The organism is Tsukamurella sp. PLM1, assembly GCF_023168325.1.
Classification (GTDB): Bacteria; Actinomycetota; Actinomycetes; order Mycobacteriales; family Mycobacteriaceae; genus Tsukamurella.
Window position 1 is genome coordinate 3,952,521 of the sequence record NZ_AP025688.1, and the last position, 24,371, is coordinate 3,976,891.

Here is a 24,371-nt window from a genome sequence, read left to right on the forward strand (position 1 = left end):
GCGCCGGAGGGCACCGTCGAGCTCGCCGGGGTCGAGGTACCGGAGACCGCGGTACTGGGCGGGTCGACGGACGGCACCGTCGCCCGGCGGTCCGCGAGTGCGGCCTCGTCGGCGCGGCCGCCCTCGCCGACGGTGCGCTGGCGGGGGCTCTCGCTCTCACCGTGGACCACCTGCGCAAGCGCGAACAGTTCGGTCGCCCGCTGGGCGCGTTCCAGGCCGTCGCGCAGCAGATCGCGGACGTGTACATCGCCTCCCGCACGTTGCACCTGGCCGCGGTCTCCGCCGCCTGGCGCGTGGGCACCGGTTCCCCCGCCGACGAGGCCACCGCGCTCGCGGCGCACTGGCTGGCGGCGGAGGCACCGTCGGCCGTGCGCACGTGCCACCACCTGCACGGCGGCATCGGCGTGGACGCGTCGTACCCGCTGCACCGGTTCTACTCGGCGATCAAGGACCTGACCCGCTTCGTCGGCGGGGCTCCCCAGACGGTGCGCGCGCTGGCCGCCGCGCACCGCGACGACGCCGTGAACGCCGACGAATCCGGGCGGTTCCTCGCGCTGACCACCGCGCAGCGCTCGCTCCAGGCCGAGCTTCGCGACTACTTCTCCACCCTGATGACGCCGGAGGAGCGCACCGCGATGCTGGTGCAGCGGCACGGCGAGGTGTTCCGGGACGTGGTGCTGCGCATGGGCCGCGACGACCGCCTGGGGGTCGGATGGCCGACCGAGTTCGGCGGCAAGGGCTTCGGCCCGATCGAGCAGTACCTGTTCGTCAACGAGGCCGCCCGCGCCGACGTGCAGCTGCCGTCGGTCACGCTGCAGACCGTCGGGCCCACGCTGCAGGCGTTCGGCACCGAGGAGCAGAAGGCGAGGTTCCTACCGAAGATCCTCTCGGGCGAAGTGCATTTCGCCATCGGCTACACCGAGCCGGACGCCGGCACCGACCTGGCCTCGCTGCGCACGACCGCGGTCCGGGACGGCGATCACTACGTGGTGAACGGGCAGAAGATCTTCACCACCGGCGGCCACGACGCCGACTACGTGTGGATCGCCGTGCGCACCGATCCCGATGCGCCCAAGCACAAGGGCATCTCGATCCTCATCCTGGACACCCGCGATCCCGGCTACACCTGGACGCCGATCATCACCGCCGATGGCGCGCACCACGTGAACGCGACCTACTACAACGACGTCCGGGTGCCCGCGGACATGCTCGTCGGCGACGAGAACGAGGGCTGGAAGCTGATCACCACGCAGCTCAACCACGAGCGCGTCATGCTGGGGCCGTCCGGGCGCATCGGCGCGCTGTACGACAAGGTGGACGCCTGGGCGCACGACCAGGATCTACTGGCCGACCCCGACGTCGCGGAGGCACTGGCCCGCGTGCGCGCGGCCGAGCTCATCAACGAGCTGCTCAACTGGCAGGTGGCCGCGGCCGAAGCCGGCGGCCCCGTCGACGTGGCCGACGCCTCCGCCACCAAGGTGTTCGGATCCGACCGGATCCAGGGCCTGACCGCGCTGCTCGAAGAGGTGGTCGGGACGCACGGCGACCCGTCCGAGCCCACGACCGCGGAGCTGTTGCGCTGGCTCGACGTGCAGGCGAAACGGCACCTGGTGCTCACCTTCGGCGGCGGCGTCAACGAGATCCAGCGCGAACTCATCGCCCTCATGGGCCTGCAGCTGCCGCGGGTGCCCCGATGACCGCGGCGAACACCACCTCGGACACGACCGCGGCCGTGCTCGCCGCGGCGGAGCGGATCCGTGCGCTCGGCGATTCAGCGCCGCGCGCGGGCCGGGATCCCGTGAACCAGCCCATGATCAACAACTGGACCGAGGCGATCGGCGATACCAACCCGCTGTACTCGGATCCGGAGTTCGCGGCGCAGTCGGTGTTCGGCGGCCCCGTGGCGCCGCCCGCGATGGCGCAGGTGTGGTCGATGCGCGGGCTGCACGGTGAGCGTGCCGGCGACGATCCGCTGGGCCTGATGACCGAGGCGCTCGACGAGCTCGGCTTCACGTCGGTCGTCGCGACGAACTCCGACCAGACCTACCACCGCCATGTGCGGCCAGGCGAGGAGATCACCGCCACGTCGCGCCTCGAGGACGTGGTGGGCCCCAAGAAGACCGGGCTCGGCGAGGGCTGGTTCTTCACGACGCGCACGCTGTGGCGCGTGGGCGACGAGGTGGTGGCCGAGATGGTCTTCCGCATCCTCAAGTTCCGCCCGCCCGCCGCGGAACCGCCCGATGTCCCCGAAGCCGTTGTGCCCGACGCCGGGCCGAGCGGCCGCATCGTCGACGCCTCCGCCTACGCGGGAGGCGTCCTGCGGCCGGTGATCTCGCGCGACACCGCCTTCTACTGGGAGGGCGCCAAGCTCGGGGAGCTGCGGATCCAGCGCTGGGGGGAGACGCTCCGGCACCCGCCGGGGCCGATGGACCCCGGGGGCGACCTGGGGCTCGTCCCCGACTACGCGGTCTCCCCCGGCATCGGCACCGTCTTCAGCTTCGTGGTGCATCACCACCCCAAGGTCCCCGGCAAGCGCCTGCCCTTCGTGGTGGCACTCGTGGAACTCGACGAGGGCGTACGCGTGCTCGGCGAGCTGATCGACGTGGACCCTGCCGCCGTCGAGATCGGAATGCCCGTGCAGAGTGTGTTCCTCCGCGTTGACGACGACCTCACCCTGCCCGCTTGGGAGGCACGATGACGTACCCCACCACCCTGCGCGCTGGCGCGGTCGCCGTCGGCACCGCGTTGCCGCCCATGACGATCCACGCGAGCACCACCTTCGTGGCGACCACCGCCATCGCGACCCGCGACTTCCAGGACGTGCACCACGACCGCGACGCGGCGCACGCGCGCGGAAGCAAGGACATCTTCGTCAACATCCTCACCGACAACGGCCTGGTCCAGAAGTACGTGACCGACTGGGCGGGTCCGGAGGCCTTCGTGCGGAACATCTCCATCCGGCTCGGCGCGCCCTGCTACGCGGGCGACACGCTGGAGTTCTCCGGCACCGTCACCGAGGTCGACGGTGCCTCCGTCACCATCGCCGTGACCGCGAAGGACAGCCTGGGCGACCACATCTCGGGCACCGCGACCGTGGTGTTGCCGGCATGAGCGGGCTGAGCGGCAGGGCCGCGATCGCCGGGATCGGCGCCACCGAGTTCTCGAAGGACTCCGGTCGCAGCGAGCTGCGCCTGGCCGTCGAGTGCGTCCGCGCTGCGCTCGACGACGCCGGGCTCACACCGCAGGCCGTGGACGGGTTCGTCACCTTCACCATGGACACCAACTCGGAGATCGCCGTCGCCCGCGAGCTGCGGATCCCCGAGCTGAAGTTCTTCAGCCGCATCAACTTCGGCGGCGGCGCCGCCGCCGCGACGGTGCAGCAGGCGGCGATGGCCGTCGCGACCGGCGTCGCGGAGGTGGTGGTGGCCTACCGCGCCTTCAACGAGCGCTCCGGGCACCGGTTCGGACAGGTCTCGAACGCCGCTGCGCAGCAGGTGAACACGAACGGCATCGACAACGCCTTCCACTACCCCGCCGGGATCGCCACGCCCGCGGCCACCGTCGCCATGGCGGCGCGCCGTTACATGCACGACTTCGGTGCAACCAGCGAGGATTTCGGCCGCGTCGCCGTGCTCGACCGGGCCCGGGCCGCGACCAATCCGAATGCCTGGTTCTTCGGCAAGCCCATCACGCTCGCGGAGCACCAGGCGTCGCGGTTCGTGGCCGAACCGCTGCACCTGCTGGACTGCTGCCAGGAGTCGGACGGCGGTGTGGCGCTGGTGATCACGAGCGTCGAACGCGCTCGGGACCTGAAGCGGACACCCGCGGTGATCGCCGCCGCGGCACAGGGCAGCGGCCCCGACCAGTACGTGATGACCAGCTACTACCGCGACGGCCTCACCGGACTGCCCGAGATGGGTGTCGTCGGCGGGCAGCTGTGGGCGCAGGCTTCGATGGCACCGTCGGACATGGACCTGGCCGTGCTGTACGACCACTTCACCCCCTACGTGCTCATGCAGCTCGAGGAGCTCGGGTTCTGCGGGCGCGGGAGGCACCGTCGTACCTCGCCGACGGGACGTGCGAGCTCGACGGGGCCCTGCCGCTCAACCCGCACGGCGGGCAGCTGGGCGAGGCCTACATCCACGGCATGAACGGCATCGCCGAGGCGGTGCGGCAGCTCCGCGGGACGGCCGCGAACCAGGTGCCGGGTGCGGAGCGCGCGGTGGTGACCGCCGGGACCGGGGTTCCGACCAGCGGATTGGTGCTGAGTAAGGTCTAAGGGCATGAGCGAGTCGGATTCGGACAAGGTGGACCTGCGCAGCGAGATCCCGCGATTTCGTCCGGCCACGCCCGTTCCCGCGTTCGGGGAGTTCGTGGACAACATGCGTCTGCTGCAGGACCTGGCCGTGAGCGTCGACGCGCCGCCCGAGGTGTACTCGGCGGCGCGCGACAAGGCCGCGGAGCTCGTGGAGCTGCTGGCGCCCCACCGGGCCCGTGAGGGCAAGGGGCCCGCGAACCGGTCGATGGACCTCCCCGGGCGCGGGAGCCTGCTGATGCCGCCCTTCCACATCGAGAAGTTCGACGAGGAGTCCGTCGTCGCCCGCGGCGTGCTGCGTCGCTACCACCTGGGCGGCGGCGGAGTCGCGCACGGCGGCGTCCTGCCCCTGATCTTCGACGACAACTTCGGCAACGTGGTCTACGCCGCGAAGCGGCCGATCAGCCGCACCGCCTACCTGCACGTGAACTACCGCAAGGTGACACCGCTGGACGTGCCGCTCGTGATCGAGGGCAAGGTCGACCGCGTGGACGGGCGGAAGACGTTCGTGACCGCGCGGCTCACCGAGGCGGACGGGACGCTGCTCGCGGACGGCGAAGGGCTGATGGTGCAGCTGCTTCCCGGCCAGCCCTGACAGCCGGATGAGGCCGGCCCCCGCGGGCCGGCCTCATCCGCAGCCGGGCGGCTAATTGCCGCCGAGGGCGGCGTCGATGCCGCGGACGTCGCTGATCTGCCAGTCCTGCTTGGTGTCGATCGTCAGCGTGTAGGTCGCGGTCGACGGGATACCCTCCGGGCGCTGCGTGCTCTTGGTGACCATGTTCAGGAACACGTTCACCACGATCAGACCGTCCTTGTTGGAGGCGACGATCGTGCCGAGCGGAGTGGCCGTGGACTGCCACTGGAGAGGCACCACGATCTGCTCGAACTCGACGGAGGCCTGCTGCAACTGGGCCGCGAGCTGCGAGGTGGTGTTGGCGGTGAGCGCCGTGCGCCACGCGGCCAGGTTCTGGTAGTCGATGGTGGCCGCGCCGATGGCGTACTTCTTCGCGACGTCCTGCGCCCGCTGGTTCTGATCCGAGGTCGCGGTGGCGGCCGCGAGGTCGGCGCGGGCCTGGTCGCGGTCCGACGCAGCGGACTGCCAGAGGAAGCCGAACGCCGTGGCGGCCACCGCCAGCACCACCACGATCGCCGCCAGGCCGAGTGCCAGCGGGGTCACGACGATGCCGCCGGGCTGGGCCTTCGGCTGCGGTTCCGCGGACTTCTTCGCCGGCCGCGGCTTCGCGGCGCGGTCGGGTTCGTCGATCTCCGCGGCCGCGGTCGAATCTTCTGCGTCAGGCTTCGTCACGGCCAAAAATGTAACACGTTCCAGTTTTGGCGCGCTACGGATCGCAGGTAATACCGGAGGCGTACGTCAGGCCGGCGCGGGACGCGGAGCGAACACTACCCGGCCCTCGACTGCTGCACGGCGGGATCGTCGAACACCGCGGTCGACTGCGCCGCGACGATGCGCCAGGCACCGTCGTCCTTGGACAGCACGTAGAGCGGCGCAGAGTCCGGGACCTGCGAGAGGGGCGCACCGTCGAACCCGACGGGCCGCACCCGGACGCTGACCGCGGCCACGTCCGGACGGACGAAGAGGATGCGCTCGACCCGGTAGTCAGCGGTGCCGCGCGCCATCGATCCGCGGACGGTGCGGGCGAGGAAGGCGTCGATGGCGGAGCGGCCGTGGAGGCGGCGGCCGTGCGCGGTGGTCCAGACCGCGTCGTCGCGGAACAGCGAGCGGACGCGGGGGACGCTGCCCTCGCGCTGCGCGTCGAGCACCTCGGAGACGAACTCCACGATCGCGGCGGAATCGGCAGGGCGCCGTCGCCGAGGACATCGGGGAGATCGCGGGATGCGTGGTCAGCCATGCGTCCCAGGTTCGCGTATCAACCCCGGTTGAGGTCAAGGCTTGGATTCAGTGCGATTCGATCGCGCGACCGTCGGCCCGCCGGTAGTAGACGTCGTTGACCAGGCGAGACGCGAGGACGAGCGCCAGCAGGACGAGGAGGAAGGTCATGCTCCGGGACGCTATTGAGACGCTCTCGCCGCCGGAAGGGTGTTGACGAACCCCTGACGCGTCCTTGACGGCGTTCGCCGAAAACTGATATCACTTAAATAAGTGATATCAGAATAAGGAGGAGAGATGACCGGCATCGTTCAACCCGAGGACACCCAGGTGACGATCTCCGAGCGGGCGGCGTGGCACGCGGGGGCGGGAGCGGCGGTCGCCGCCTTCTTCGGCTTCCTGGTGCTCCTCGCCGTGGCGGTGGGCGTGGTCATCGCGTCCATCGCCGTCGAGGCGCCCGCGCTGATCGCGGTCGCCGTGGCACTCGTGATCGCGGCTGTGCTGCTCATCAGCATGGTGGTCGTCGTCGCGCCCGGCCACACGCTGGTGGTCCAGCTGTTCGGCAAGTACGTGGGCACCGTACGCAACCAGGGCCTGGCCTCGTCCTGCCGCTCACCACGCGGCGCCGACTCTCCGTGCGGGTGCACAACTTCGAGACCGCCGAGCTCAAGGTGAACGACTCCACCGGCAACCCGGTGAACATCGCGTCGATCATCGTGTGGCAGGTCGCGGACACCGCCCGGGCGACCTTCGCGGTCGAGGACTACGAGGAGTTCATCGTCTCGCAGGCCGAGTCCGCGCTCCGCCACGTGACCACCAGCCACCCGTACGACGCCGATGACGCCGTTGCCGGCGCGACGTCGCTGCGCGGATCGACCGATCAGGTGGCCGCGGAGCTCGCGGAGCAGGTGGCTGCGCGGGTCGAGCTGGCCGGCCTGGAGATCCTCGAGGCCCGGATCTCCTCGCTGGCGTACGCCCCCGAGATCGCCGGGGCGATGCTGCAGCGGCAGCAGGCGTCCGCGTTGCTCGCGGCGCGGGAGAAGATCGTCAAGGGCGCGGTGGGCATCGTCGAGAACGCGCTCACACGGCTCGAGGACAACGGCACCGTCGAGCTGGACGACGAGCGGCGCGCCGCGATGGTCTCGAACCTACTGGTGGTGCTGTGCTCCGACAGCCGCACCACGCCCGTCGTGAACACGGGGAGTCTGTACAGCTAGTGGACACACCGCAGTCGGGCGAGAAGCCGGAGCGGGGCCGGAAGGCGGTCCCGCTCCGGATCGACCCCGCCGTCTACCAGGCGCTCGCGAAGTGGGCGGCGGACGACTTGCGCAGCGTCAACGCCCAGATCGAGCACCTGCTGCGGCGGGCGCTCGAGGAAGCCGGACGGATGCCCTCGAAAGTGCGGCCGATGCGTGGGCCCGGCCGGCCCTCTCGGGAACCGTGACCTGCGCTCACGACAGTTGTCGTAGGGAGTAAGGGCAGCGTAACCTTCCGCTCGCGATTCTCGCGAAGGAAGGAATCCCCCACCCATGAAGCTCTCCCTGACGCGCGTGGCGCTCGCCGCGGTCACCATCGGCGCGTTGACGGCGTGCGGCAACAGCGCACCGTCGGACCCGGCCGGAAGCAGTGCCGCCGGGGCCGCGTTCCCGCGGACCGTCGAACACGCGATGGGCTCGACGACCATCCCGAGTCAGCCGCAGCGCGTGGCCGCGCTCGACGCGTCGTTCGCCGACGCGACCCTGATGCTGGACACGCAGCTGGTCGCGTTCACCGAGTACAACACCCTCGGCAGCAAGCTGCCCGACTACCTTGGCGCATCGTCGAAGAACTTCGGCGCGGAGGCGGTGAGTGTCGGGAAGCTGGCGGCGCCGTCGCTGGAGAAGATCGTCGCGACCAAGCCCGACCTGATCGTGAGCGCGAAGGTGCGGCATAGCAAGGAGTACCCGCAGCTCAGCGCGATCGCACCCACCGTGTTCAGCGAGACCACGGGGCCGACGTGGAAGGACAACATCCGGCTGCTCGCCAAGGCGCTCGGCAAGGAGGGCCTGGCGGATGAGCGGCTGGCCGAGTACGAGGCGCAGGCGAAAAAGGTGGGCGACGCCGTGAAGGCGAAGTCCGGCCCGGAGACGACCATCTCCGTGGTGCGGTTCCTGGACGGGCCCACCCGGCTGTACGCGAAGAAGTCGTTCTCCGGGATCGTCCTGCAGGACGCCGGGCTGGCGCGGCCCGAGTCGCAGAACATCGACGAGTTCATGACCGAGATCAGCGCCGAGCGGATTCCCGCCGCCGACGGCACGAAGATCTTCGTGACGACCAACGGCGACAAGGGATCCGATTCGTTGAACACCTTCCGCCAGAACCCACTGTGGGCGCCGCTCGCGCCGCGCGTGGTGGAGGTCAAGGACGCCGAATGGATGAGCGCCGTGAGCGTGCAAGGCGCGTACCACATCCTCGCGGACATCGCGAAGGCCTTCGACGTGCCCGGCCCACGATCCCCGCCTGGATCGGCGGGTAGTCACGACGACGCCGTCTCGGCGCGGAGCTCGAACTCCTCGACCTCCGCGCCGAACAGCGTTTCGCGCCGGGTGCGGCCCGTCGGCCTAAGGCCGTGCCGCAGGTAGAACCGCTCGGCCCGGGTGTTGCCCTGCAGGACCCACAGGTCGACGGTGCGCCGCCCCTGGCCGGCGAGGTCCGCGAGCGCGCAGTTCAACAAACGGGCGCCCAGCCCCTCGTCCCAGTGGCCCGGGTCGACGTACAGGGCCCAGATCATCGCGCGACCGTCCCGCTCGCCGTAGGTGACGAACCCGCGGATCGTGCCGTTCGCCTCCGCGATCACGGTGGGGACGGCATCGAACGTGTAGCGCCGGGCGCGATCCTGCGGCGAGAGCGCGGCCAGGCCGTCCGCCGGGAGGAGGTCGGCGTACGCGGCCTGCCAGGACCGGACGTGCACCGTGGCGACCGCGAGCTCGTCGCCGGCGGCGGCGCGACGGAGGATGAGCATGGGTCGATGATCGCACTGGCGAATCTCCGTACCATCGGGTCATGGCGGTGACGATCCTGGCCGAGGCCGGGCTCAGCGAATGTGCGGGGCACTTCGAGAGCCCCGTCTGCAAGCAGGTGAACGACGAGGACCTCAGAACGGCAGCGTCGCCGATCGGACCGCACCGATGACACTGCCCACGACCGAACCGACCACACTCGACGCACCCCTGCGCGAACAGTTCGAGGTGTTCCTCGACGAGCACCGGACGCGGCTCGCCGCCACCGTCGACGGACTCACCGAACACGAGGCACGCGCCTCGCTCGTACCCTCGCGCACGACACTGCTGGGACTGGTCAAGCACTCGACGACGGTCGAGAAAGTATGGTTCGACGGTGCCGTCACCGGCCGCTCGCGCGCCGACCTGGGCATCGCCCCGACCGTCGATGAGACGTTCATCCTGGACGACGGGGACACGGTCGATTCCGTACTCACGGCGTACGCGGCTGCCTGCGATGCGTCCCGGCGCACCACCGAGACCATGACGCTGGACGACGTCCTGCCGCATCATCGCCTCGGCCCCTTGCCTCTGCGGTGGGTGTACCTGCACATGCTGCGCGAGCTCGCCCAGCACCGGGCCACGCGGAGATCCTTCGAGAGCAGATCCTGGCGCGACGTCCCAGCTGAGCGGCGCATTTGGTACGCCCGGCGGCGTTGCGTACACTTAGTCCTCGGTCGCGCATCCGTGCGCGGCCACGCTGCCTTAGCTCAGTCGGTAGAGCGCTTCACTCGTAATGAAAAGGTCGCGAGTTCGATTCTCGCAGGCAGCTCCCCTCGCCCCCGTCCGGTCAGTCCGGATCGGGGCCCTCTCGCTGGCGACGAGGGCGCGAGCGCCGCCCCGGTGACGGCATGCGTTGGCTCTGCCTCCGGCGGCAACCCTTTCCACCTTCCCCTGCGCGATAGCGATGTGCGGACGTCGCGGCACACCGCGCCCCCAGACGCGACACAGATCACATTGATGCCTGATGCCGATTGCAATCAGGCATTCTACCTGCGGATACGTGGCCTCATCGGCGTCGTTAGTCCGACTATCTACATTGCGATTCAATAACGATGCTGGTGTAAACCCTCAACTGCTGCTTCAGTGTTACCCAAGTTGTGTATGTGATTGAAGTGAATCTGAACTACGAGGGGCAGCATGACGGACACGCAGGTGAACCGAGAGAAACGGCGCGGAATCTTGGAATCGCAGCAGCGTGACCGGTTACGGCGCGCGGACATGCGGAAGGTCGGCGCGGTCGTGGTGGTCGCCGGGGTCACACTGGCTGGTGGGGTGGTCGCAGCGGATCCGGTGGCGCCGGACCCGATGCCGCGCATGGGCGCGGTCCGCACCGGCGTGTTCGCCGACAAGGCCCGGGCGCAGGAGGACGCCGACGGGTTCATCGTGAGGGCCGAGCTGTTCGGGATGAACGCCCGCAGCCTCGTGCCGCTGGGTGGATCACCGCAGTCGTATCAGGCGGCGTTGTCGATGGCCGGGCGGGCGGTGATCGAGGTCAAGGACCCGAAGAAGCCGCCGAAGGTGAAGGTCCGCAGCGCCACGATCACCGTCGGCACGACCCTGGCGTGCGGGGCGTCGCCGCAGCAGATCCAGCTGGGCGGCACCCTCGCAGGCCGGGAACTACTCGCTGACCCCCTCGCTGTCATCTCAACAAGGGGTGACCGCCGGCGGTCAGGGCGGCTCGAACGGCGGACAGGGCAACGGATCAGTGAACGCCTCCGTCACCGAAGGCATCTCCGGCACCGGCGGCGGCACCACCACCGTTTCGGGAACGATCCAGGGCACCATCGCCGCGGGCGGATCGAAAGAGCAGGCCCTGGCCAAGAAGTCGTTGACCGGCAAATCCGGCTACGTCGTGGTCCGCGAAACCATGGTGCGGATGGACGCCTGCTGGGCCGCGCAGATCGTGATGTGGGCTGTGGCGACCCTGTCCACCGACCACGGCGACATCAGCACGACAGCGTACGGGACACCGCTGTACCTGCGCCGCGACGCGAACGATCCGCCGGTGAACCCGCCCAAGGTCCGCGCCGATCCGAACCCGCCCGCGTTGGCGGCGACCCCGAACACCGCCGTCGCCGCGCGGGCCAGCGAGCAGGTCAAGCCCGCACCGGCCGCGAAGCCTGCACCCGATGCGAAGCCCGCGCCGAGCGTGAAGCCCGCCGGGAAGCCGGCACCAAGCGCGAAGCCCGCCCCTGCCCCGGCGGCGAAGCCCGCAGCCTCGAGCGCGAAGCCAGCACCGGCCGCGAAACTGTCGGCGCCTGCGAAGCCATCGGCTGCCCCGGCGGGTCCTCGTGGCTGAGTCCGAGCGCGGCGAGGCCCTGAAGGCGGTGTTGGGGTTCGCGGCCGGGGCCGTGCTGATCGTCTGCTGCGCGTTCACGCTCCCCGCCTACCCAGGGCGGTCGAAGCGATCGGCCCCTGGCCGGTCTGGGGCGGCTTCTTCGTCATCACGGTGGTGGCGGGGTGGCTGTTCTGGTCGAACCTCCAGAAGTTCTACGCGCTGGTGCAGAAGTGAGGGAGCCGATCCCCGGCCGCGAGGGCGATCTCGCCTCCGCGCTGCGGCGTGCGTTCGAGGAAGCGGGGAACCCGAGCCTCGCCGCCGTCGCACACGCAGCACCGGGTGTGTCGAAGCAGCGACTCTCGGACTGGCGCGCAGGCCGGCACGTACCGGCCCGGTTCGAGGACCTCGAACCCGTCATCGCCTACTTGCGCATCACTGCGAGCGGCATCACCACAGCGGAGGGAAGCGACGTGGAAGCAGTCGTGACCGACTGGACACCCGAGCGGTGGCACGAAGCCTGGCGGCGATCGGTCGACGTCCCCGCCGCCGTGCAGAGCGCGGGTGACGTTGCGGCGTCAAAGCGAGTAGATGCGGTTGATCGCAAGCCTGTCGCCATCGCCGTGGTGAGCGTCATCGTCGTGCTGGTCGCCGCACTGGCGGTGATGGCATTCCTGCTCAGCTGGGCCACGATGTGACACACCGTAGAGGCGCGACACGCCGACACCGGAAACGACGACACGCCGTCCGGACCGGACACTCCGGACACCGCCGAACCCGCCCCGCGAACATCACAGTTCGGTAACGAAAACGGTCGCTGCCAGCAGAGATGGGCGTCCGGACCTGTCCGGACCCGTCCGGTGGTTGAGACCGGACGAGAAACCGTGCTCTGGTGAATCCGTTCCCCGCTGATCGCGAACACTGCGACGTGAACCACCCGCATCAGCCCCCAGATCCCGAGAAACCGAGGACCCATGACAAGCCCCGACGAGTCGAACCCGGCTCCCGACACCGCGCAGATACCGGTCGCCCGCGACGACACCCCACCCCCAGGCAAGCCCGCGCACGCCGCCCGCACCGGAGACGGCCCCCGCATCGGACGCTCCGGGTGGTGGGCCATCACCCTCGCCGCCGCAGCGCTGCTGATCCTCGAATTCCTGCTCACCTTCGGGCCGGCGCGGTACTGGACCCCGTCCCAGTCGTGTTCCTCGGCTACTTCCTCATCGCCGGCCTCATCGGCCTCGTGTTCTGGAAGGGCGTCCGCGAGCTCCGCGACTCAAACCCGACCCTGCACTCCGGCGACGGACCTGCCTCACCCGGCGCTCGCGTCGCCGCCGCGATCGGCGCCGTCGGGATCGCATCCGCACTGATCCTGCTCCCGGTCGGCCTCACCTCGACGCCGGCTAATGCGGCGCCGTGCCCCGACGGCAGCCAGACCTGCGGCCCGCAACCCACCCAGGACCCCGGCCCGACACAGGGCAACGGCGGCAACACCACCGCCCCGCAAGCCCCGAATACGACGGTGCCCGGCTACACCCCGCCGGACACCCTCGCGCCGCCCAACGGAAGCGGCAACGGCAACGGGTTCCAGGGCACCGCGCGGCCGATGCCCACCCCCGACCAGACCGACCCCAACGCCTGCATCCTCAACTGCGGCCCCACCCAGGCCCCGCAGACCGGGCAGGTGCCGCAGACTGGGCAGGTGACTCCGACGCAGACCGCGCAGAACCCCGTCACCACGCCCCTCGCGTACAGACCACCCCGCAGGCACCAACCACGACGCCCCAACTGCGGACCCCGACACCCGAGACCACCACCTCGAGCAACTCGAGCAAGGCCCGCGACCGCGACGAGAACCAGACCCGCAGCAGCAACGAGAACCGCGACAAGAACTCAGGCATCCCCTACCAGGCCGCCGAGCTCGCGTCGCTGGTCGGGACGTACCGGCGGCGGAAGGTGACGGAGTCCACGGTGCGCAGCGGGCGTGCCGTCGCCGACGACACCATGACCAGTGTTATGCGAGACGCGACCGTCGTCAGCAAGCCGACCAACTGGGAGGATGATCGCCGGGCAAAGTGGGATAAGACGATGCAGTACATGTTCGACGAAATGAAGAACAATCCGAACACAGACACCTTTAAGAAGGTTAAGGCTGCTGCAGATACGAGAAATTCGACGATGTCGCTGGCGCTAGGCGGGAATCCCCAGTTCGAAAGTGCCGGCGCGTTGTTCGAGGTGTTTGCGCCGGGTAGGACCTGGGACCACAAGCCCAAGATTCAGAATTTGACGAACACGTACACGGAAGACGGCCTGTACTTCCAGCCTCCGTACGGCGACAACACCGTCTACTACGATTTCTTCTCGAACGTTCACTACGGCTACATCATGAATCTGGCTGGGTGGCCTCTCGACGAAACAATCAAGGGACAGGACGTTCCCGTCCTTTCCGGAAAGCAGTCACCTTGGGACACCATGGCATCTCAGGCAGGGTGGGAGCTCGCGCAGCGTGAAGGCCGAGACCTGACGTGGGGCGAGTACAACCAGGCGATTCAGTCGCTGGTCCAGCAGTTCGAAGCCGCACAGGCGGCTGGGACCACCATGACCAACCTCCGACCGTCCGGACAGTACTAGCGATGGGACGAGTGCGCACGGTAGTCGCAAGAGCAGCACGCTCGGTCGCGCACGGCAACTGGGAGATCGCAGTGCTCGTCTCCGGCGTACTGACCGTGGCACTAACAATCACGACCTGCTTGGCGTGGTGGGACACCGTCGGCTACGAACCTCCTGCGTGGGGTCTCCTAGTTCTCCGGGCCCGCAGCTTTCCTCGTCGGAGCCGTGGTGTCAGTGCTCGGGATTTGGGTTTCATTCGGCGCTATTGGACAGGGTCGGTTCTTCTGGTGGTTGCAACTCGCTTCCGTTCTCGTTGCGTCGGTCGGTGCCACCGTCGTGGCGCTGCAATTGGTCAATATTCCAACTCCTTGACCCCATCTCAATTTGGTGGCCGACAGACATACGGCACGGTGAGATCTTGATTACACCAGAAGGACCTTGCCAGACGCCCTCGCAGAGCAACGCCGTCCGCACGCTCACCGTATTAGGAGTCGGAGGTGTGGACATCGGCCTCGCGGTTGCTGCGCACCAAGAGCTGATCTCGGTGTACCAGCATGCAGTCGCGAGGTGCACAAACGGCACCTGACTTAGGCCAAATTAGTGCGCAAGGATCGCGTTGATCGCGTCCTGTAGTTCCGCGGGGACGGGGTCGGCGGCGGTGATGGTGTGCTGGCCGGCTTGGATGTCGATGGTGCGGTAGCGGCGGGCGGTGGTGACGAACTTCTTGATGCTCCAGCCGGTGCGGCCTTCGATCAGCCTGGTGATCGCGAGGGCGGCGAACACGACTGTCAGGTGGGCGTCGATGCTCTCGCGGAGTCGGTGGTAGATCGGGCGGGCAGCGAGATCACTCTTGGTCATCCGGAAGGTCTTCTCGATCCGCCAGAGCTGGTGGTAGGAGCCGATGACGAAATCTGCTGTCGGGGCGTCGATGTTGGTGACGTAGGCCTTCCACCCAGCCATGGCTCGGTTGCGGGCTTCGAGGTCCCGGTTGACGGTCTTCTTGGCATCTTTGATGGTGACGAACCGGTTCCGCTTGACCGGATCGTCCCGTCAACGGCCTTCTGCGCCTTGATGATCTGCTCGTCGATGCCTTTGAGTGTGCGGCGGGCGCGGGCGGCCCGGTACTGGTAGTAGACGACGTGATCGCGGCGTTTGTCGGCGGGGCCGGCGGGCATCGGCTGGGTCAGTACGAGCTGATCGTCGGGTTCTTGACCGGGATGACGGCGGCGCCAGTCATCGATGATCCACGGCACGCTCGCGCCGAGACGTTCACCGAGGATGAACCGCAGTCCGGCGGCTTCGAGGGCCTGCTTGTTCGCCGCGGAGACCATCCCGGCGTCAGCGACCACGGTGACCTGCCCCGATTCGAGCTGGTGGGCGGCGGTGAACGCGGCGATCGTCGGCAGCATTGTGGTGGTCTCCGCGCGGTTCCCTTCGAACGCTTCGATCTGCAGGGGGAACCCGGCCGGGTCGGTCAACAGCCCGACGGTGATCTGCGGCTCGAGACGTCGTTCCTTGGAGAAGCCGGGCTTGCGGAACTCGTTCTCGGCGGCCGTCTCGAAGTACAACGTGGTCACGTCATAGAGCAGCAGCGTCGCCGGCCCGATCCCGACGTGGTCGGCGCACGCGGCTGATAGTGCTTGCCGCCAAGCCGGTTTCGCGAACTCTCGGAGTCGCCGTGTCACGGTCCGATACGACGCCGGGTCCTGGCCGACTGCCTCAAGTACCCGCAGCGAGTCGAGCTTGCTCGTCGGCTCGATGATCCGGGCGAGCACCAGATCGCGGAACACCGCATCGCCGCCGGTGGCGGTATCGAACCCAAGCAGCCGGTAGGCGCCGACGAGGGCGTCCCACAGTGCCGCCATTCGCGATGCGGTGATCGGCAACGGATCCACCTGCGGCATCCCGTCGACACCGAGATCCAAGGCGGTCTGACCTGCGGCGATCTTCTCCTCGCCAGCTCCGCGGAGTGCGGCGAGCTGCTGCTCATCGTGCGCGGAGCCCAGGTGCTCGATCTTGTGGGAGCCACGCGTCGAGGACCAGACGATCTGCACCGCCGTCGCCCCCGACGCGGTCTTCACCGTCCTCACGTACGCCACCTCAGCAGCCTACGAACCCCAAGATTTAGTGCGCAGATCCGCACCAAGACCAGCCGATCGCACCAGGTCACATCGCTACATGCACACGCATGTCTGAATCGTGGCCGAAGTCAGGTGATCAAAAGTGGGAAGGTGTGTTCCACTCGACAGCGCCCCGTGGTGTGGTGGACTTCGGATCAGGTTCGCGTGGTGATCAACGAGTCGTGGTGAACGTTAGCTGACGGCGGTGGGGGCGGCAAGCATGGCGTCCGAGTTGCTCTGCGCGGCGCGCTGTTTGGCAGCGATGACGGCGCGGAGTTCGTCCATGGAGACGTCGGAGACGTAGCGTCGGACGACCTGCCATTCGTCGTGTTGCTCGATGACGACGGCGGTCGCCAGCCGCAGGAACGCGGCCTGGTTGGGGAAGATCTCGACCACGTCGGCGCGGCGTTTGATCTCCTTGTTCAGCCGTTCGATCGGATTGTTGGACCAGATCTTCATCCAGTGCCCGGGTGGGAACGCCAGGAACGCCAGCACGTCGTCTTTGGCGGCGTCGAGCATCGCGGCGACCTTCGGGCATGATCCGGCCAGCGACTGGGCGACCTGGTCCCACTGGACGCGCATATCGTCGGGATCCTTGTGCGCGAAGATCGTCTTGACCGCGGCCATGATTGGCGGCATCTGCTTCGCTGAAACGGTGCCGCCGATGTTGCGCATGAAGTGCACCCGCGCTGCCAGCCGGCGCCGGTGAACTGCTCGCTGATCGCGCGTTTGAGGCCGGCGTGCGCGTCGGAGGTGACCAGGTGCACCCCGGCCAGGCCGCGGGCCTTGAGCGAGCGCAGGAACTCGGTCCAGAACTCGTAGGATTCGCTGTCCCCGACGGCGGTGCCGAGCACTTCACGGGTGCCGGCCATCGACACTCCGATCGCGACCACCAGAGCCTGCGAGGTGACGTGTGCGCCGACGCGGACCTTGCAGAACGTGGCGTCGAGGAACACGTACGGGAAGGTGGTGTGGGTGAGGATCCGCTCCCGGAACCGGGTGATCTCCTCATCCAACCCGGCGCAGATGCGCGAGACCTCCGACTTGGAGATTCCGGCCTGGCTGCCCATAGCTTTGACCAGGTCATCGACGTTGCGGGTGGAGACGCCGTGCACGTAAGCCTCCATGATCACCGCGTGCAGGGCGCGGTCGATCCGGCGGCGCCGCTCGAGCAGGGTGGGGAAGAACGACCCCGCCCGCAGCTTCGGGACCTGCACCTCGACATCACCGGCGGCGGTCGTCACGGTCTTCGGGCGGTGCCCGTTGCGGTGCACGGTCCGCTCATCGGTGCGCTGGTAGCGGCCGGCGCCGATCACCGCAGTGAGCTCGGCTTCGATCAGCTCCTGCAAGGTCCCCGCAGCAGCTCGGCGATCATCGCCTGCGGATCAGCGGCCTTCAACTCGTCGAGGCGGGCGAGCACGGCAGAATGGTCCTGGGTCATCGTGTGGTGTGTCCTTCTGTGAGTCACTTGGCGGTAACTCATTGACCACTACGCGATGGCCCACCCCGGCACGGGAGCGACACGACCTCACCCCGGCAGGGTCCCGGCCGTCCTGGTCTGAAACCCCACCACCCCAGGGGACTTACCGGAGCTTGACCCGGTTTCCGGACACCTGATCTGTAGCGTTGCTGCTGCAGGAGAGGAGTCCACGTCATGCCGAAGCCGCATCCTGAGGAGTTTCGTCGTCGGGCGGTGAATCTGACCCGTGAGCCGGGCGCGTCGGTGATCCAGATCGCGAAGGATCTGGGGATCTCCGAGTCGTGTCTGCGCAGGTGGATGAATATCGACGATGTCGACGCCGGCCGCAAGGAGGGCCTGTCCACCACGGAACGGGCGGAGCTGGCCCAGCTGCGCCGCGATAAGAAGCGCCTGGAGCAGGAGGTGGAGATTCTCAAACGTGCGTCGGCGTACTTCGCGCGGGAGAACATCCTCCCAAAATGATGTTCTCGCTGGTCCACGAACTGGCCGCAGACAGCTTCGACGTCGCGGTGGCTTGCGAGACGCTCAGGGTGTCGCGGTCCGGCTACTACGAGTGGCGCGACCGGCCGGCCTCGGCCCGGGACGAATCCGATGCGCATCTGGCGGACACGATCCTCGACATCCATGCCCTGTCGCGGGGTTGTTACGGCTCTCCGCGGGTGCACGCTGACCTGCGCCTGGCCGGTGGTGAGAAGGTCGGGCGAAAGCGGGTCGCCCGACTGATGCGACTGCTGGGCATCAGCGGGATCGGCGGGTCACGGAAAATGAAGCGACACAAGCGTGCTGACGCTGTCTTCGAAGATCTGGTGCAGCGGCAGTTCACCGCGGACGCCCCGGATGAGCTGTGGTGCACAGACGTCACCGAGCATCCCACCAAGACCGGGAAGATCTACTGTTGCGGTGTCCTCGACACGTTCTCCCGTCGTCTGGTCGGCTTGTCGATCGCCGATCACATGCGCACCGAACTGGTCGTCGATGCACTGCAGTACGCACTGTGGCGACGCCAACCCGACGGAGAGACGATAGTGCACTCGGATCGTGGGAGTCAGTTCACCTCTTGGGTTTTCGGTGATCGTATGCGCCGGGCGGGGCTCCTCGGATCGATGGGTAGGGTCGCCTCATCCGTGGACAACACGATGATGGAATCGTTCTGGTCGACCATGCAGCGCGAGCTCCTCGACACCCGCGAGTGGGACTCGCCCGAGCAGCTCGCATCGGCGATCTTCGAATGGGTCGAAGCCTGGTACAACCCGCGCCGGCGGCACTCGAGTATCGGCTACCTCTCGCCGATCGAATTCGAGAACGAGTACCACGAGGCTCTCCACGGCCTCGCAGGCGTAGCCTGACTCCTGTCACACCAACTGTCCGGGAAACCGGGTCAAGCTCCGCGTGGTTCCCGGTTCGAGTCGCCGCAGGGGTCGAGGAACCGGCGGCGGTTGAGTCCGAGTGCGAGCAGATGTCGGGAGACCGTCCGCACCGAGATCGAGGTTCCGTCCAGAGACAGCTCGTGAGAGATCCTGCGGGCTGACCACTTGCGTTCGCGTCGCATCCGTTCGATGTCGGCGATCACGGCACCGTCGGTGGCCGTTGGTGAGGTCTCCGGTGCGCTGGAGCGGTCGTGCAGGCCCAGCTCACCGAACCGCGGTAGCGGTTGACCCACTTGCTGGCGCAAGCACGGGAGATGCCCATCTCGGCAGCGACGTGGGCGATCGGACGATGCCGACACCGCTCAACGAGACGGCGGCGACCCTCGAACGACAACGGGGCATTACGGTGAACCATGACGGGTCCTTCGGCTCGGCTGGTGAGTGGTTTGGCGATTACTCATCCTGCCGCCGGGGACCCGTCTCCCGTCTCAGCCCGACCGTGCCGGTGTGTCTACAACGTCATGACCCGCAACAGCTAGATGCCTCGATGCATAGCCGAGTCGGCGTTCCCTTCAATGGCTCTTCCCCTACGGGAGTGCATGAGCGGATTCGCGACTGACGTGACGCGACACAAGATGGGTCCGTTCGATCTGCTCGAGGAACGCGAGGAGTTCCTGAGGCCGGTGCCGCGACTCGGGTTGATTGCCGCCGTACATCGGCCCAGGAGGATCACCGCCGCCTGCCGACTGCCTCGATGCACCCACCGATCGCCCGACGAGAATATAACGTGATGTCATCACCACCCGACGCTGCCGGGACGAGAGGTCCGGTGCCAGGGTGGCCGGCGTCAGGCAGATGGAGAGGACGGAGACGAGTTCGCGACGACGCGATGCGACTTGTTCGCGGCGGGATCGGGCAGCGGACACCGATCGACGCAACAGCACCGGTATCGAAGAGGTTCGTCCTCTCGCTTCGCGGACTCCATCGGGATGGCCGAAGGGCCAAGAGGAGTGGAGCGCGATGAGACACGGATCGGCGTTGGTACGGCACCAGATGAGCCGCGCGAGCATGGACGGTCGCGACTGCGGAGGTGAGAACGGTGACTGCTGAACGCATCAGCGACATCTGGGGCGAGCGGACCCCGTTCGGCGCCGGTGGGACGTGGCCGGCGCGTGTGGACACGCACTTGGTCGACGGGATCGTCGAGTCCCAGGTGGACCGCTGGGTCAAAGGTGCCTGCCTGCTGTGCTCGAACGGCTGCGGGGTCGAGGTCGCCGTCGCCGACGGACGCATCGTCGGAATGCGCGGACGTGCGGATGACCGGATCAACCACGGCAGACTCGGCCCCAAGGGGCTCTACGGCTGGCAGGGGCAGCAGCATGATCGCCTCACGACGCCTCTCATCCGTCGCGACGGCAAGCTGGTCGAGACCGATTGGGAGACGGCGATGTCGGCCATCGTCGACCGTTCGGACTCGCTGCTGAAATCGAAGGGCCCGCTCTCGCACGGGTTCTTCACCTCGGGACAGTTGATGATCGAGGAGTTCTACACCCTCGCCGTGATCGGCAAAGCCGGCATCGGCACTCCGCACATGGACGGCAACACCCGGCTGTGCACCGCGACGGCCTCGGCGGCGTTCCAGGAATCGTTCGGTTGCGACGGCCAGCCGGGCTCCTACACCGACGTCGACCACTGCGACGCGCTGTTCCTCTTCGGCCACAACGTCGCCGAGACTCAAACGGTGCTGTGGGCGCGAATGCTCGACCGTCTCGACGGGCCGAATCCGCCCCGCCTGGTGTGCGTGGACCCGCGGCGAACCAATGTCGCAGAACGCGCCACCGTCCACCTCCCGATCCGCAACGGCACCAACCTGGCACTGATGAACGCCCTCGTGCACGAGCTCATCGCCCGCGACGCGATCGATCACGACTACGTCGACGCGCACACGATAGGTTTCGACGAACTCAGGCGACTGACGGCCGATACCACCCCGGAGTGGGCGGCCGAGATCTGCGGGGTGCCCGCCGACGACATCCGCGCTGCCGCGGAGATCTTCGCGACGAGCCGGGCGGTCGTCTCAACCTGTTCAATGGGTTTCTACCAATCCCATCAGGCCACCGCCTCGTCCTGCCAGGTGAACAACCTCCATCTGCTCCGCGGGATGCTCGGCCGACCGGGTGCCGGAATACTGCAGATGAACGGCCAGCCCTCAGCGGAGAACAACCGCGAGACCGGATGCGGGCCTGCGTTGCCGGGATTCCGCAACTGGAACAACCCCGACCACGTGCGGGAACTCGCGGAGATGTGGAACGTCGATCCACTCGTCATCCCGCACTGGAGCCCGCCGACGAATGCCAACGCCATGTTCCGCTACGCCGAGCAGGGCTCGATCGGGTTCCTGTGGATCGCCGGGACCAATCCAGCGGTGTCGATGCCGGACCTCGCCCGGATCCGCGAGACACTGGCCGGCGAGCAGTGCTTCGTCGTCGTCTCCGACGGGTACCTGACCGAGACGGCCGAGCTGGCCGACGTGGTCCTGCCGTCGGCGCTGTGGGCGGAGAAGACGGGCACCTTCACCAATGTCGACCGCACCGTGCATCTGCAGGAGAAGGCCGTCGACCCTCCCGGTCAGGCGCGGGGCGACCTCGAGGTGTGGGTCGAGTACGCCCGTCGCCTCGGCCTCAGCGACAAGGACGGGAACCCGCTGCCCGCCTGGGACACCCCGGAGGAAGCGTTCGAGGCCTGGAAGCGCTGCAGTGCCGGCCGCCAATGCGACTACTCAGCGCTGACCTACGAGATGCTCAGGGACAAGGGCGGGATCCAGTGGCCGGTGACCGCCGAGGCCCCGGAAGGGACCGAGCGGCTCTACACCGACGGGCACTTCCCCACCACGTTCGAGGCCTGCGAGACATTCGGCCACGACGTCGTCACAGGGGCACCGACCGGCAGGACCCGTTTCCTCGCCGCCCGTCCGGACGGGCGCGCGGTGCTGAAGACCGCACCGTATGAGCCGGCCTACGAGACTCCGGACGAGCAGTACCCGCTGCGACTGACGACGGGGAGGACCGTGTACCACTGGCACACCAGGACCAAGACCAGGCGTGCCTCCGAACTGCAGGCGGCCGCCCCGGAGATGTGGGTGGAGCTGTCGGAGTCGGACGCCCGTGCTCTGGGCGTGGCCGAAGGGGACGTGGTCCAGGTGACTTCGCGGCGCGGGTCGATCGAAGCGCCCGCGCGCATCTCCCATGTGCGCGACGGCGTGGTGTTCGCACCCTGGCACTACGGGTCCAGTACCAGCACCGCGGCCAACGAGCTGACCATCTCCGCGTGGGACCCCGTGTCCAAGCAACCCGAGCTCAAGGTCGCCGCGGTCTCGGTACGGCGACTGCGGGCGGGAACCGGACCGGCGCCGGCTCCGACGGAGACCGCATCGGCACCGGTGGCCCCAATCGCCGCCGGTCGCGGAACAGGAGAGTGAGGACCATGCACCTGTACACGTATCTGGATATGCTCGCCCGCGCCGAGGAGAACCTCGCCCGGTGCTACCGCCAGGTCGCGACCGCGCACACGGCCGATGCGGATGTCTCCTTCGCCTGTGCGGCCTTCGCCCGCGAGGCCGATGAGCACGTGGCCGCTCTGGCCCCTGCCCTGGACCGGTACGCCGATCGTGCCGAGGAACCGCCCGAGCGGTTGCACGCGATCTGCCCCGGCCCGCCGCGCACCGGGCCGATCGGGCTGCTGCGCGACTTGGCCGACCTGCATCAGCTCGCGACCCTGGTCGAGTCCACCTGGCAGCTCATCGCGCAGGCCGCCCAAGGGGCCCGCGACAGGGACCTGATCGCCGTCTGCGGCGAATGCACGAGCCGGACCACGGCGCAACTGGCGTGGCTGAGCATGCGCCAGAAATCCGACGCCGCCCAAACACTGCTCGTCGCCACGTAACCTGACGACGACACTGCGGGCGGGCGGCGTACCACCGGCTCCCCCGAGCGGGCACAATCCTTCCCACACGGAAGGGACGGAACATGGAGCAGAGCTGGCCCGAGCCGTCCGATCGGGTGAAAGAGCTGATCCGGCGCGGCGCGGAGGTCGCGAGCAACCCGCCGGAGGAGTGGCTGACCGGGCTGCAGGACGCCACGCTGAGCGGTGTGATCCTGTACCCCATCGCGTCGGACCCCGCGCTGGCGGCGCTCGTGCGTCAGTCGGACACGGCGGTGATGCTGCACTGGGCGGCGCACAACCTGGTGCACCCCGGGCGCCGCGTGCCGCCGAACATCGACTCCGCGGACGCGCTCGCCGTCGCCCGGGACCTGGTCCGGCGGGGCCTCGACCTGCACGGGATCGACACCTACCGCAAGGGCCTCATCGCGGCGTGGTCGCTCTGGATGCAGCTGTGCTTCGAGCTCACCGACGACCCCGACGAGCTGCGGGAACTGCTGGCCACGAGCTGGGCGTCGATGTCGACGTACGTCGACGACACCATCGACGCCATCACCGTCCGCATGGCTGCCGAACGCGAGCAGCTGACCAGCGGGACCAACGCGGACCGTCTGGCCGCGGTGTCGCTGATCCTGGAGGGCGCACCCATCGGCCGGGCCCGGGCCGAACAGCAGCTGGGCTACCGACTCACCGGTCCGCACACGGCGGCGGTCATCTGGACCGGCGGGGACGCCGCCGACCTCGATGCCGCGGCGCACGCACTCGCGCGCCACACGGGCACGTCGCGGCCGCTCACCGTGGTCGCGAGCGCCTCCGCGCTGTGGCTGTGGCTGCCGGGCACCGTCGTCATCGACGCCGGCGAGGTCGCGAAGGAACTCGCCGACCACCCCGACGTGCGCGTGGCGCTCGGCCGGCCCGGCGACGACCTCGACGGCTTCCGCCGCAGCCACCTCGACGCCGGCACGGCGCAGCGCCTGATGACCCGGCTGCGCTCGCGGCGCCGCGTGGCCCGGTACGACGACATCGCGCTGATCTCGCTGGTCACGAGCGACACGACCAAGGCCGACGAGTTCGTGCGCGACACCCTCGGCGAGCTGCTGACCGCCGACCAGGAGACCCGCGACACCGTCGCCGCGTACGTGGCCGAGCAGTTCAACACCTCCCGCACCGCGGAGCGCCTGTACACCCATCGCAACACCGTAGTCCGCCGCCTGACCAGGGCCGACGAGCTGCTCCCCCGCCCGCTCGCCGACAACCCCACCGGCGTGGCGGTCGCGCTCGACGTGCTGCGCTGGCTGGGCCCCGACGGCCCCGCGTGACGATCTGCACCACGGCACCGTCGATCCGGGTGCGCTTTGCGCTGGCCTGTAGACGC

The 24,371-nt window shown here is 68.4% G+C and carries 20 protein-coding genes, 1 tRNA gene and 6 pseudogenes; 20 read left to right on the plus strand and 7 right to left on the minus strand.

The window, feature by feature from the left end:
• Positions 1 to 161 precede the first annotated feature (161 nt).
• The 5 genes and pseudogenes from MTP03_RS20295 (at position 162) to MTP03_RS20315 (ending at position 4,910) form a co-directional block, all read left to right on the plus strand.
• Positions 162 to 1,697 (plus strand): acyl-CoA dehydrogenase family protein, encoded by a 1,536-nt coding sequence (locus MTP03_RS20295; protein ID WP_248489716.1) that lies wholly within the window; start codon positions 162 to 164, stop codon positions 1,695 to 1,697.
• Entirely contained in the window at positions 1,694 to 2,698 is a 1,005-nt protein-coding gene (locus MTP03_RS20300) for a bifunctional MaoC family dehydratase N-terminal/OB-fold nucleic acid binding domain-containing protein (RefSeq protein WP_248489717.1), read from the plus strand. Before MTP03_RS20295 ends, MTP03_RS20300 begins: the two co-directional genes overlap by 4 nt.
• On the plus strand, positions 2,695 to 3,111 hold the full coding sequence (locus MTP03_RS20305; protein ID WP_305852772.1) for a MaoC family dehydratase: 417 nt from the start codon (positions 2,695 to 2,697) through the stop codon (positions 3,109 to 3,111). The genes MTP03_RS20300 and MTP03_RS20305 overlap by 4 nt, the downstream gene beginning before the upstream one ends.
• Positions 3,108 to 4,279 (plus strand): annotated as a pseudogene (locus tag MTP03_RS20310) (lipid-transfer protein). Before MTP03_RS20305 ends, MTP03_RS20310 begins: the two are co-directional and overlap by 4 nt.
• Positions 4,280 to 4,283: 4 nt before the next feature.
• Positions 4,284 to 4,910, plus strand: a complete 627-nt coding sequence (locus tag MTP03_RS20315) for a hotdog fold domain-containing protein (RefSeq protein ID WP_248489718.1) — start codon at positions 4,284 to 4,286, stop codon at positions 4,908 to 4,910.
• Positions 4,911 to 4,961: 51 nt separating this feature from the next.
• Here MTP03_RS20315 and MTP03_RS20320 read toward each other — a convergent pair whose 3' ends face one another.
• Together MTP03_RS20320 and MTP03_RS20325 are read right to left on the minus strand one after the other, a co-directional pair.
• Positions 4,962 to 5,621: a hypothetical protein gene (locus MTP03_RS20320; protein ID WP_248489719.1), complete on the minus strand. Its 660-nt coding sequence runs from the start codon at positions 5,619 to 5,621 to the stop codon at positions 4,962 to 4,964.
• Between the two features lie 95 nt (positions 5,622 to 5,716).
• On the minus strand, positions 5,717 to 6,115 hold the full coding sequence (locus tag MTP03_RS20325; RefSeq protein ID WP_248489720.1) for an SgcJ/EcaC family oxidoreductase: 399 nt from the start codon (positions 6,113 to 6,115) through the stop codon (positions 5,717 to 5,719).
• Positions 6,116 to 6,461: 346 nt separating this feature from the next.
• On the opposite strand from MTP03_RS20325, the pseudogene MTP03_RS20330 reads away from it, so the two are divergent.
• The 3 genes and pseudogenes from MTP03_RS20330 to MTP03_RS20340 all read left to right on the plus strand — a co-directional run bounded on the left by MTP03_RS20330 (position 6,462) and on the right by MTP03_RS20340 (position 8,785).
• Positions 6,462 to 7,381: pseudogene (locus MTP03_RS20330) on the plus strand (SPFH domain-containing protein).
• The gene (locus MTP03_RS20335; protein ID WP_248489721.1) at positions 7,381 to 7,608 is read left to right on the plus strand and encodes a hypothetical protein; all 228 of its coding nucleotides are present in this window, start codon (positions 7,381 to 7,383) and stop codon (positions 7,606 to 7,608) included. The pseudogene MTP03_RS20330 and the gene MTP03_RS20335 overlap by 1 nt, the downstream one beginning before the upstream one ends.
• Positions 7,609 to 7,693: 85 nt before the next feature.
• Entirely contained in the window at positions 7,694 to 8,785 is a 1,092-nt protein-coding gene (locus MTP03_RS20340) for an ABC transporter substrate-binding protein (protein ID WP_248489722.1), read from the plus strand.
• On the opposite strand, the gene MTP03_RS20345 is transcribed toward MTP03_RS20340, so the two are convergent.
• On the minus strand, positions 8,680 to 9,165 hold the full coding sequence (locus tag MTP03_RS20345) for a GNAT family N-acetyltransferase (RefSeq protein ID WP_248489723.1): 486 nt from the start codon (positions 9,163 to 9,165) through the stop codon (positions 8,680 to 8,682). The genes MTP03_RS20340 and MTP03_RS20345 overlap by 106 nt on opposite strands.
• Positions 9,166 to 9,206: 41 nt before the next feature.
• Between MTP03_RS20345 and MTP03_RS22950 the strand changes: the two genes are divergently transcribed.
• The 3 genes and pseudogenes from MTP03_RS22950 to MTP03_RS20350 all read left to right on the plus strand — a co-directional run bounded on the left by MTP03_RS22950 (position 9,207) and on the right by MTP03_RS20350 (position 9,974).
• Positions 9,207 to 9,335, plus strand: coding sequence for a hypothetical protein (locus MTP03_RS22950; protein WP_256465180.1), 129 nt, complete (start codon positions 9,207 to 9,209; stop codon positions 9,333 to 9,335).
• A pseudogene (locus MTP03_RS24075) lies at positions 9,332 to 9,775 on the plus strand (DinB family protein); the annotation flags it as partial. The gene MTP03_RS22950 and the pseudogene MTP03_RS24075, both read left to right, overlap by 4 nt.
• Positions 9,776 to 9,901: 126 nt before the next feature.
• A tRNA-Thr gene (locus MTP03_RS20350) sits at positions 9,902 to 9,974 on the plus strand.
• 682 nt (positions 9,975 to 10,656) lie between these two features.
• Here the strand turns inward: MTP03_RS20350 and MTP03_RS20355 are convergent.
• Positions 10,657 to 10,806, minus strand: coding sequence for a hypothetical protein (locus MTP03_RS20355; RefSeq protein ID WP_248489724.1), 150 nt, complete (start codon positions 10,804 to 10,806; stop codon positions 10,657 to 10,659).
• A 53-nt stretch (positions 10,807 to 10,859) separates the two neighbouring features.
• Between MTP03_RS20355 and MTP03_RS20360 the strand changes: the two genes are divergently transcribed.
• The 4 genes from MTP03_RS20360 (at position 10,860) to MTP03_RS20375 (ending at position 14,111) form a co-directional block, all read left to right on the plus strand.
• Positions 10,860 to 11,504: an MspA family porin gene (locus MTP03_RS20360; protein ID WP_248489725.1), complete on the plus strand. Its 645-nt coding sequence runs from the start codon at positions 10,860 to 10,862 to the stop codon at positions 11,502 to 11,504.
• A gap of 161 nt (positions 11,505 to 11,665) precedes the next feature.
• On the plus strand, positions 11,666 to 12,178 hold the full coding sequence (locus MTP03_RS20365) for a hypothetical protein (RefSeq protein ID WP_248489726.1): 513 nt from the start codon (positions 11,666 to 11,668) through the stop codon (positions 12,176 to 12,178).
• Positions 12,179 to 12,681: 503 nt separating this feature from the next.
• Positions 12,682 to 13,440: a hypothetical protein gene (locus tag MTP03_RS20370; RefSeq protein WP_248489727.1), complete on the plus strand. Its 759-nt coding sequence runs from the start codon at positions 12,682 to 12,684 to the stop codon at positions 13,438 to 13,440.
• Complete coding sequence (locus tag MTP03_RS20375) at positions 13,437 to 14,111, plus strand: polymorphic toxin type 44 domain-containing protein (RefSeq protein WP_248489728.1); 675 nt, start codon at positions 13,437 to 13,439, stop codon at positions 14,109 to 14,111. The genes MTP03_RS20370 and MTP03_RS20375 overlap by 4 nt, the downstream gene beginning before the upstream one ends.
• Positions 14,112 to 14,687: 576 nt before the next feature.
• On the opposite strand, the pseudogene MTP03_RS20380 reads toward MTP03_RS20375, so the two are convergent.
• A pseudogene (locus MTP03_RS20380) lies at positions 14,688 to 16,144 on the minus strand (IS1634 family transposase).
• Positions 16,145 to 16,402: 258 nt separating this feature from the next.
• Positions 16,403 to 17,651, minus strand: a pseudogene (locus tag MTP03_RS20385) (IS256 family transposase).
• Between the two features lie 213 nt (positions 17,652 to 17,864).
• On the opposite strand from MTP03_RS20385, the gene MTP03_RS20390 reads away from it, so the two are divergent.
• Both MTP03_RS20390 and MTP03_RS20395 read left to right on the plus strand, forming a co-directional pair.
• On the plus strand, positions 17,865 to 18,152 hold the full coding sequence (locus tag MTP03_RS20390) for a transposase (RefSeq protein ID WP_248489729.1): 288 nt from the start codon (positions 17,865 to 17,867) through the stop codon (positions 18,150 to 18,152).
• A complete protein-coding gene (locus MTP03_RS20395) occupies positions 18,149 to 19,036 on the plus strand; it encodes an IS3 family transposase (RefSeq protein ID WP_248489730.1) in 888 nt (295 codons plus the stop codon). The genes MTP03_RS20390 and MTP03_RS20395 overlap by 4 nt, the downstream gene beginning before the upstream one ends.
• Before the next feature lie 41 nt (positions 19,037 to 19,077).
• Here MTP03_RS20395 and MTP03_RS20400 read toward each other — a convergent pair.
• A pseudogene (locus MTP03_RS20400) lies at positions 19,078 to 19,472 on the minus strand (helix-turn-helix domain-containing protein); the annotation flags it as partial.
• A 684-nt stretch (positions 19,473 to 20,156) separates the two neighbouring features.
• Between MTP03_RS20400 and MTP03_RS20405 the strand changes: the two are divergent.
• The 3 genes from MTP03_RS20405 (at position 20,157) to MTP03_RS20415 (ending at position 24,315) form a co-directional block, all read left to right on the plus strand.
• A complete protein-coding gene (locus MTP03_RS20405; protein WP_248489731.1) occupies positions 20,157 to 22,535 on the plus strand; it encodes a molybdopterin oxidoreductase family protein in 2,379 nt (792 codons plus the stop codon).
• A gap of 5 nt (positions 22,536 to 22,540) precedes the next feature.
• Positions 22,541 to 22,999 carry a hypothetical protein gene (locus MTP03_RS20410; RefSeq protein WP_248489732.1) on the plus strand — a complete coding sequence of 153 codons (459 nt, stop codon included), beginning with the start codon at positions 22,541 to 22,543 and terminating at the stop codon, positions 22,997 to 22,999.
• An 83-nt stretch (positions 23,000 to 23,082) separates the two neighbouring features.
• Positions 23,083 to 24,315 carry a CdaR family transcriptional regulator gene (locus tag MTP03_RS20415; protein WP_248489733.1) on the plus strand — a complete coding sequence of 411 codons (1,233 nt, stop codon included), beginning with the start codon at positions 23,083 to 23,085 and terminating at the stop codon, positions 24,313 to 24,315.
• Positions 24,316 to 24,371 lie beyond the last annotated feature (56 nt).

Excerpts from the sequence above, each read along its gene's own strand:
- MTP03_RS20315 (WP_248489718.1), top strand. The coding sequence starts at position 4,284 with ATGAGCGAGTCGGATTCGGACAAGGTGGACCTGCGCAGCGAGATCCCG.
- MTP03_RS20300 (WP_248489717.1), top strand. The coding sequence starts at position 1,694 with ATGACCGCGGCGAACACCACCTCGGACACGACCGCGGCCGTGCTCGCC.
- MTP03_RS20340 (WP_248489722.1), top strand. The coding sequence starts at position 7,694 with ATGAAGCTCTCCCTGACGCGCGTGGCGCTCGCCGCGGTCACCATCGGC.
- MTP03_RS20415 (WP_248489733.1), top strand. The coding sequence starts at position 23,083 with ATGGAGCAGAGCTGGCCCGAGCCGTCCGATCGGGTGAAAGAGCTGATC.
- MTP03_RS20395 (WP_248489730.1), top strand. The coding sequence starts at position 18,149 with ATGATGTTCTCGCTGGTCCACGAACTGGCCGCAGACAGCTTCGACGTC.
- MTP03_RS20345 (WP_248489723.1), bottom strand. The coding sequence starts at position 9,165 with ATGCTCATCCTCCGTCGCGCCGCCGCCGGCGACGAGCTCGCGGTCGCC.
- MTP03_RS20305 (WP_305852772.1), top strand. The coding sequence starts at position 2,695 with ATGACGTACCCCACCACCCTGCGCGCTGGCGCGGTCGCCGTCGGCACC.
- MTP03_RS20410 (WP_248489732.1), top strand. The coding sequence starts at position 22,541 with ATGCACCTGTACACGTATCTGGATATGCTCGCCCGCGCCGAGGAGAAC.
- MTP03_RS20390 (WP_248489729.1), top strand. The coding sequence starts at position 17,865 with ATGCCGAAGCCGCATCCTGAGGAGTTTCGTCGTCGGGCGGTGAATCTG.
- MTP03_RS22950 (WP_256465180.1), top strand. The coding sequence starts at position 9,207 with ATGGCGGTGACGATCCTGGCCGAGGCCGGGCTCAGCGAATGTGCGGGG.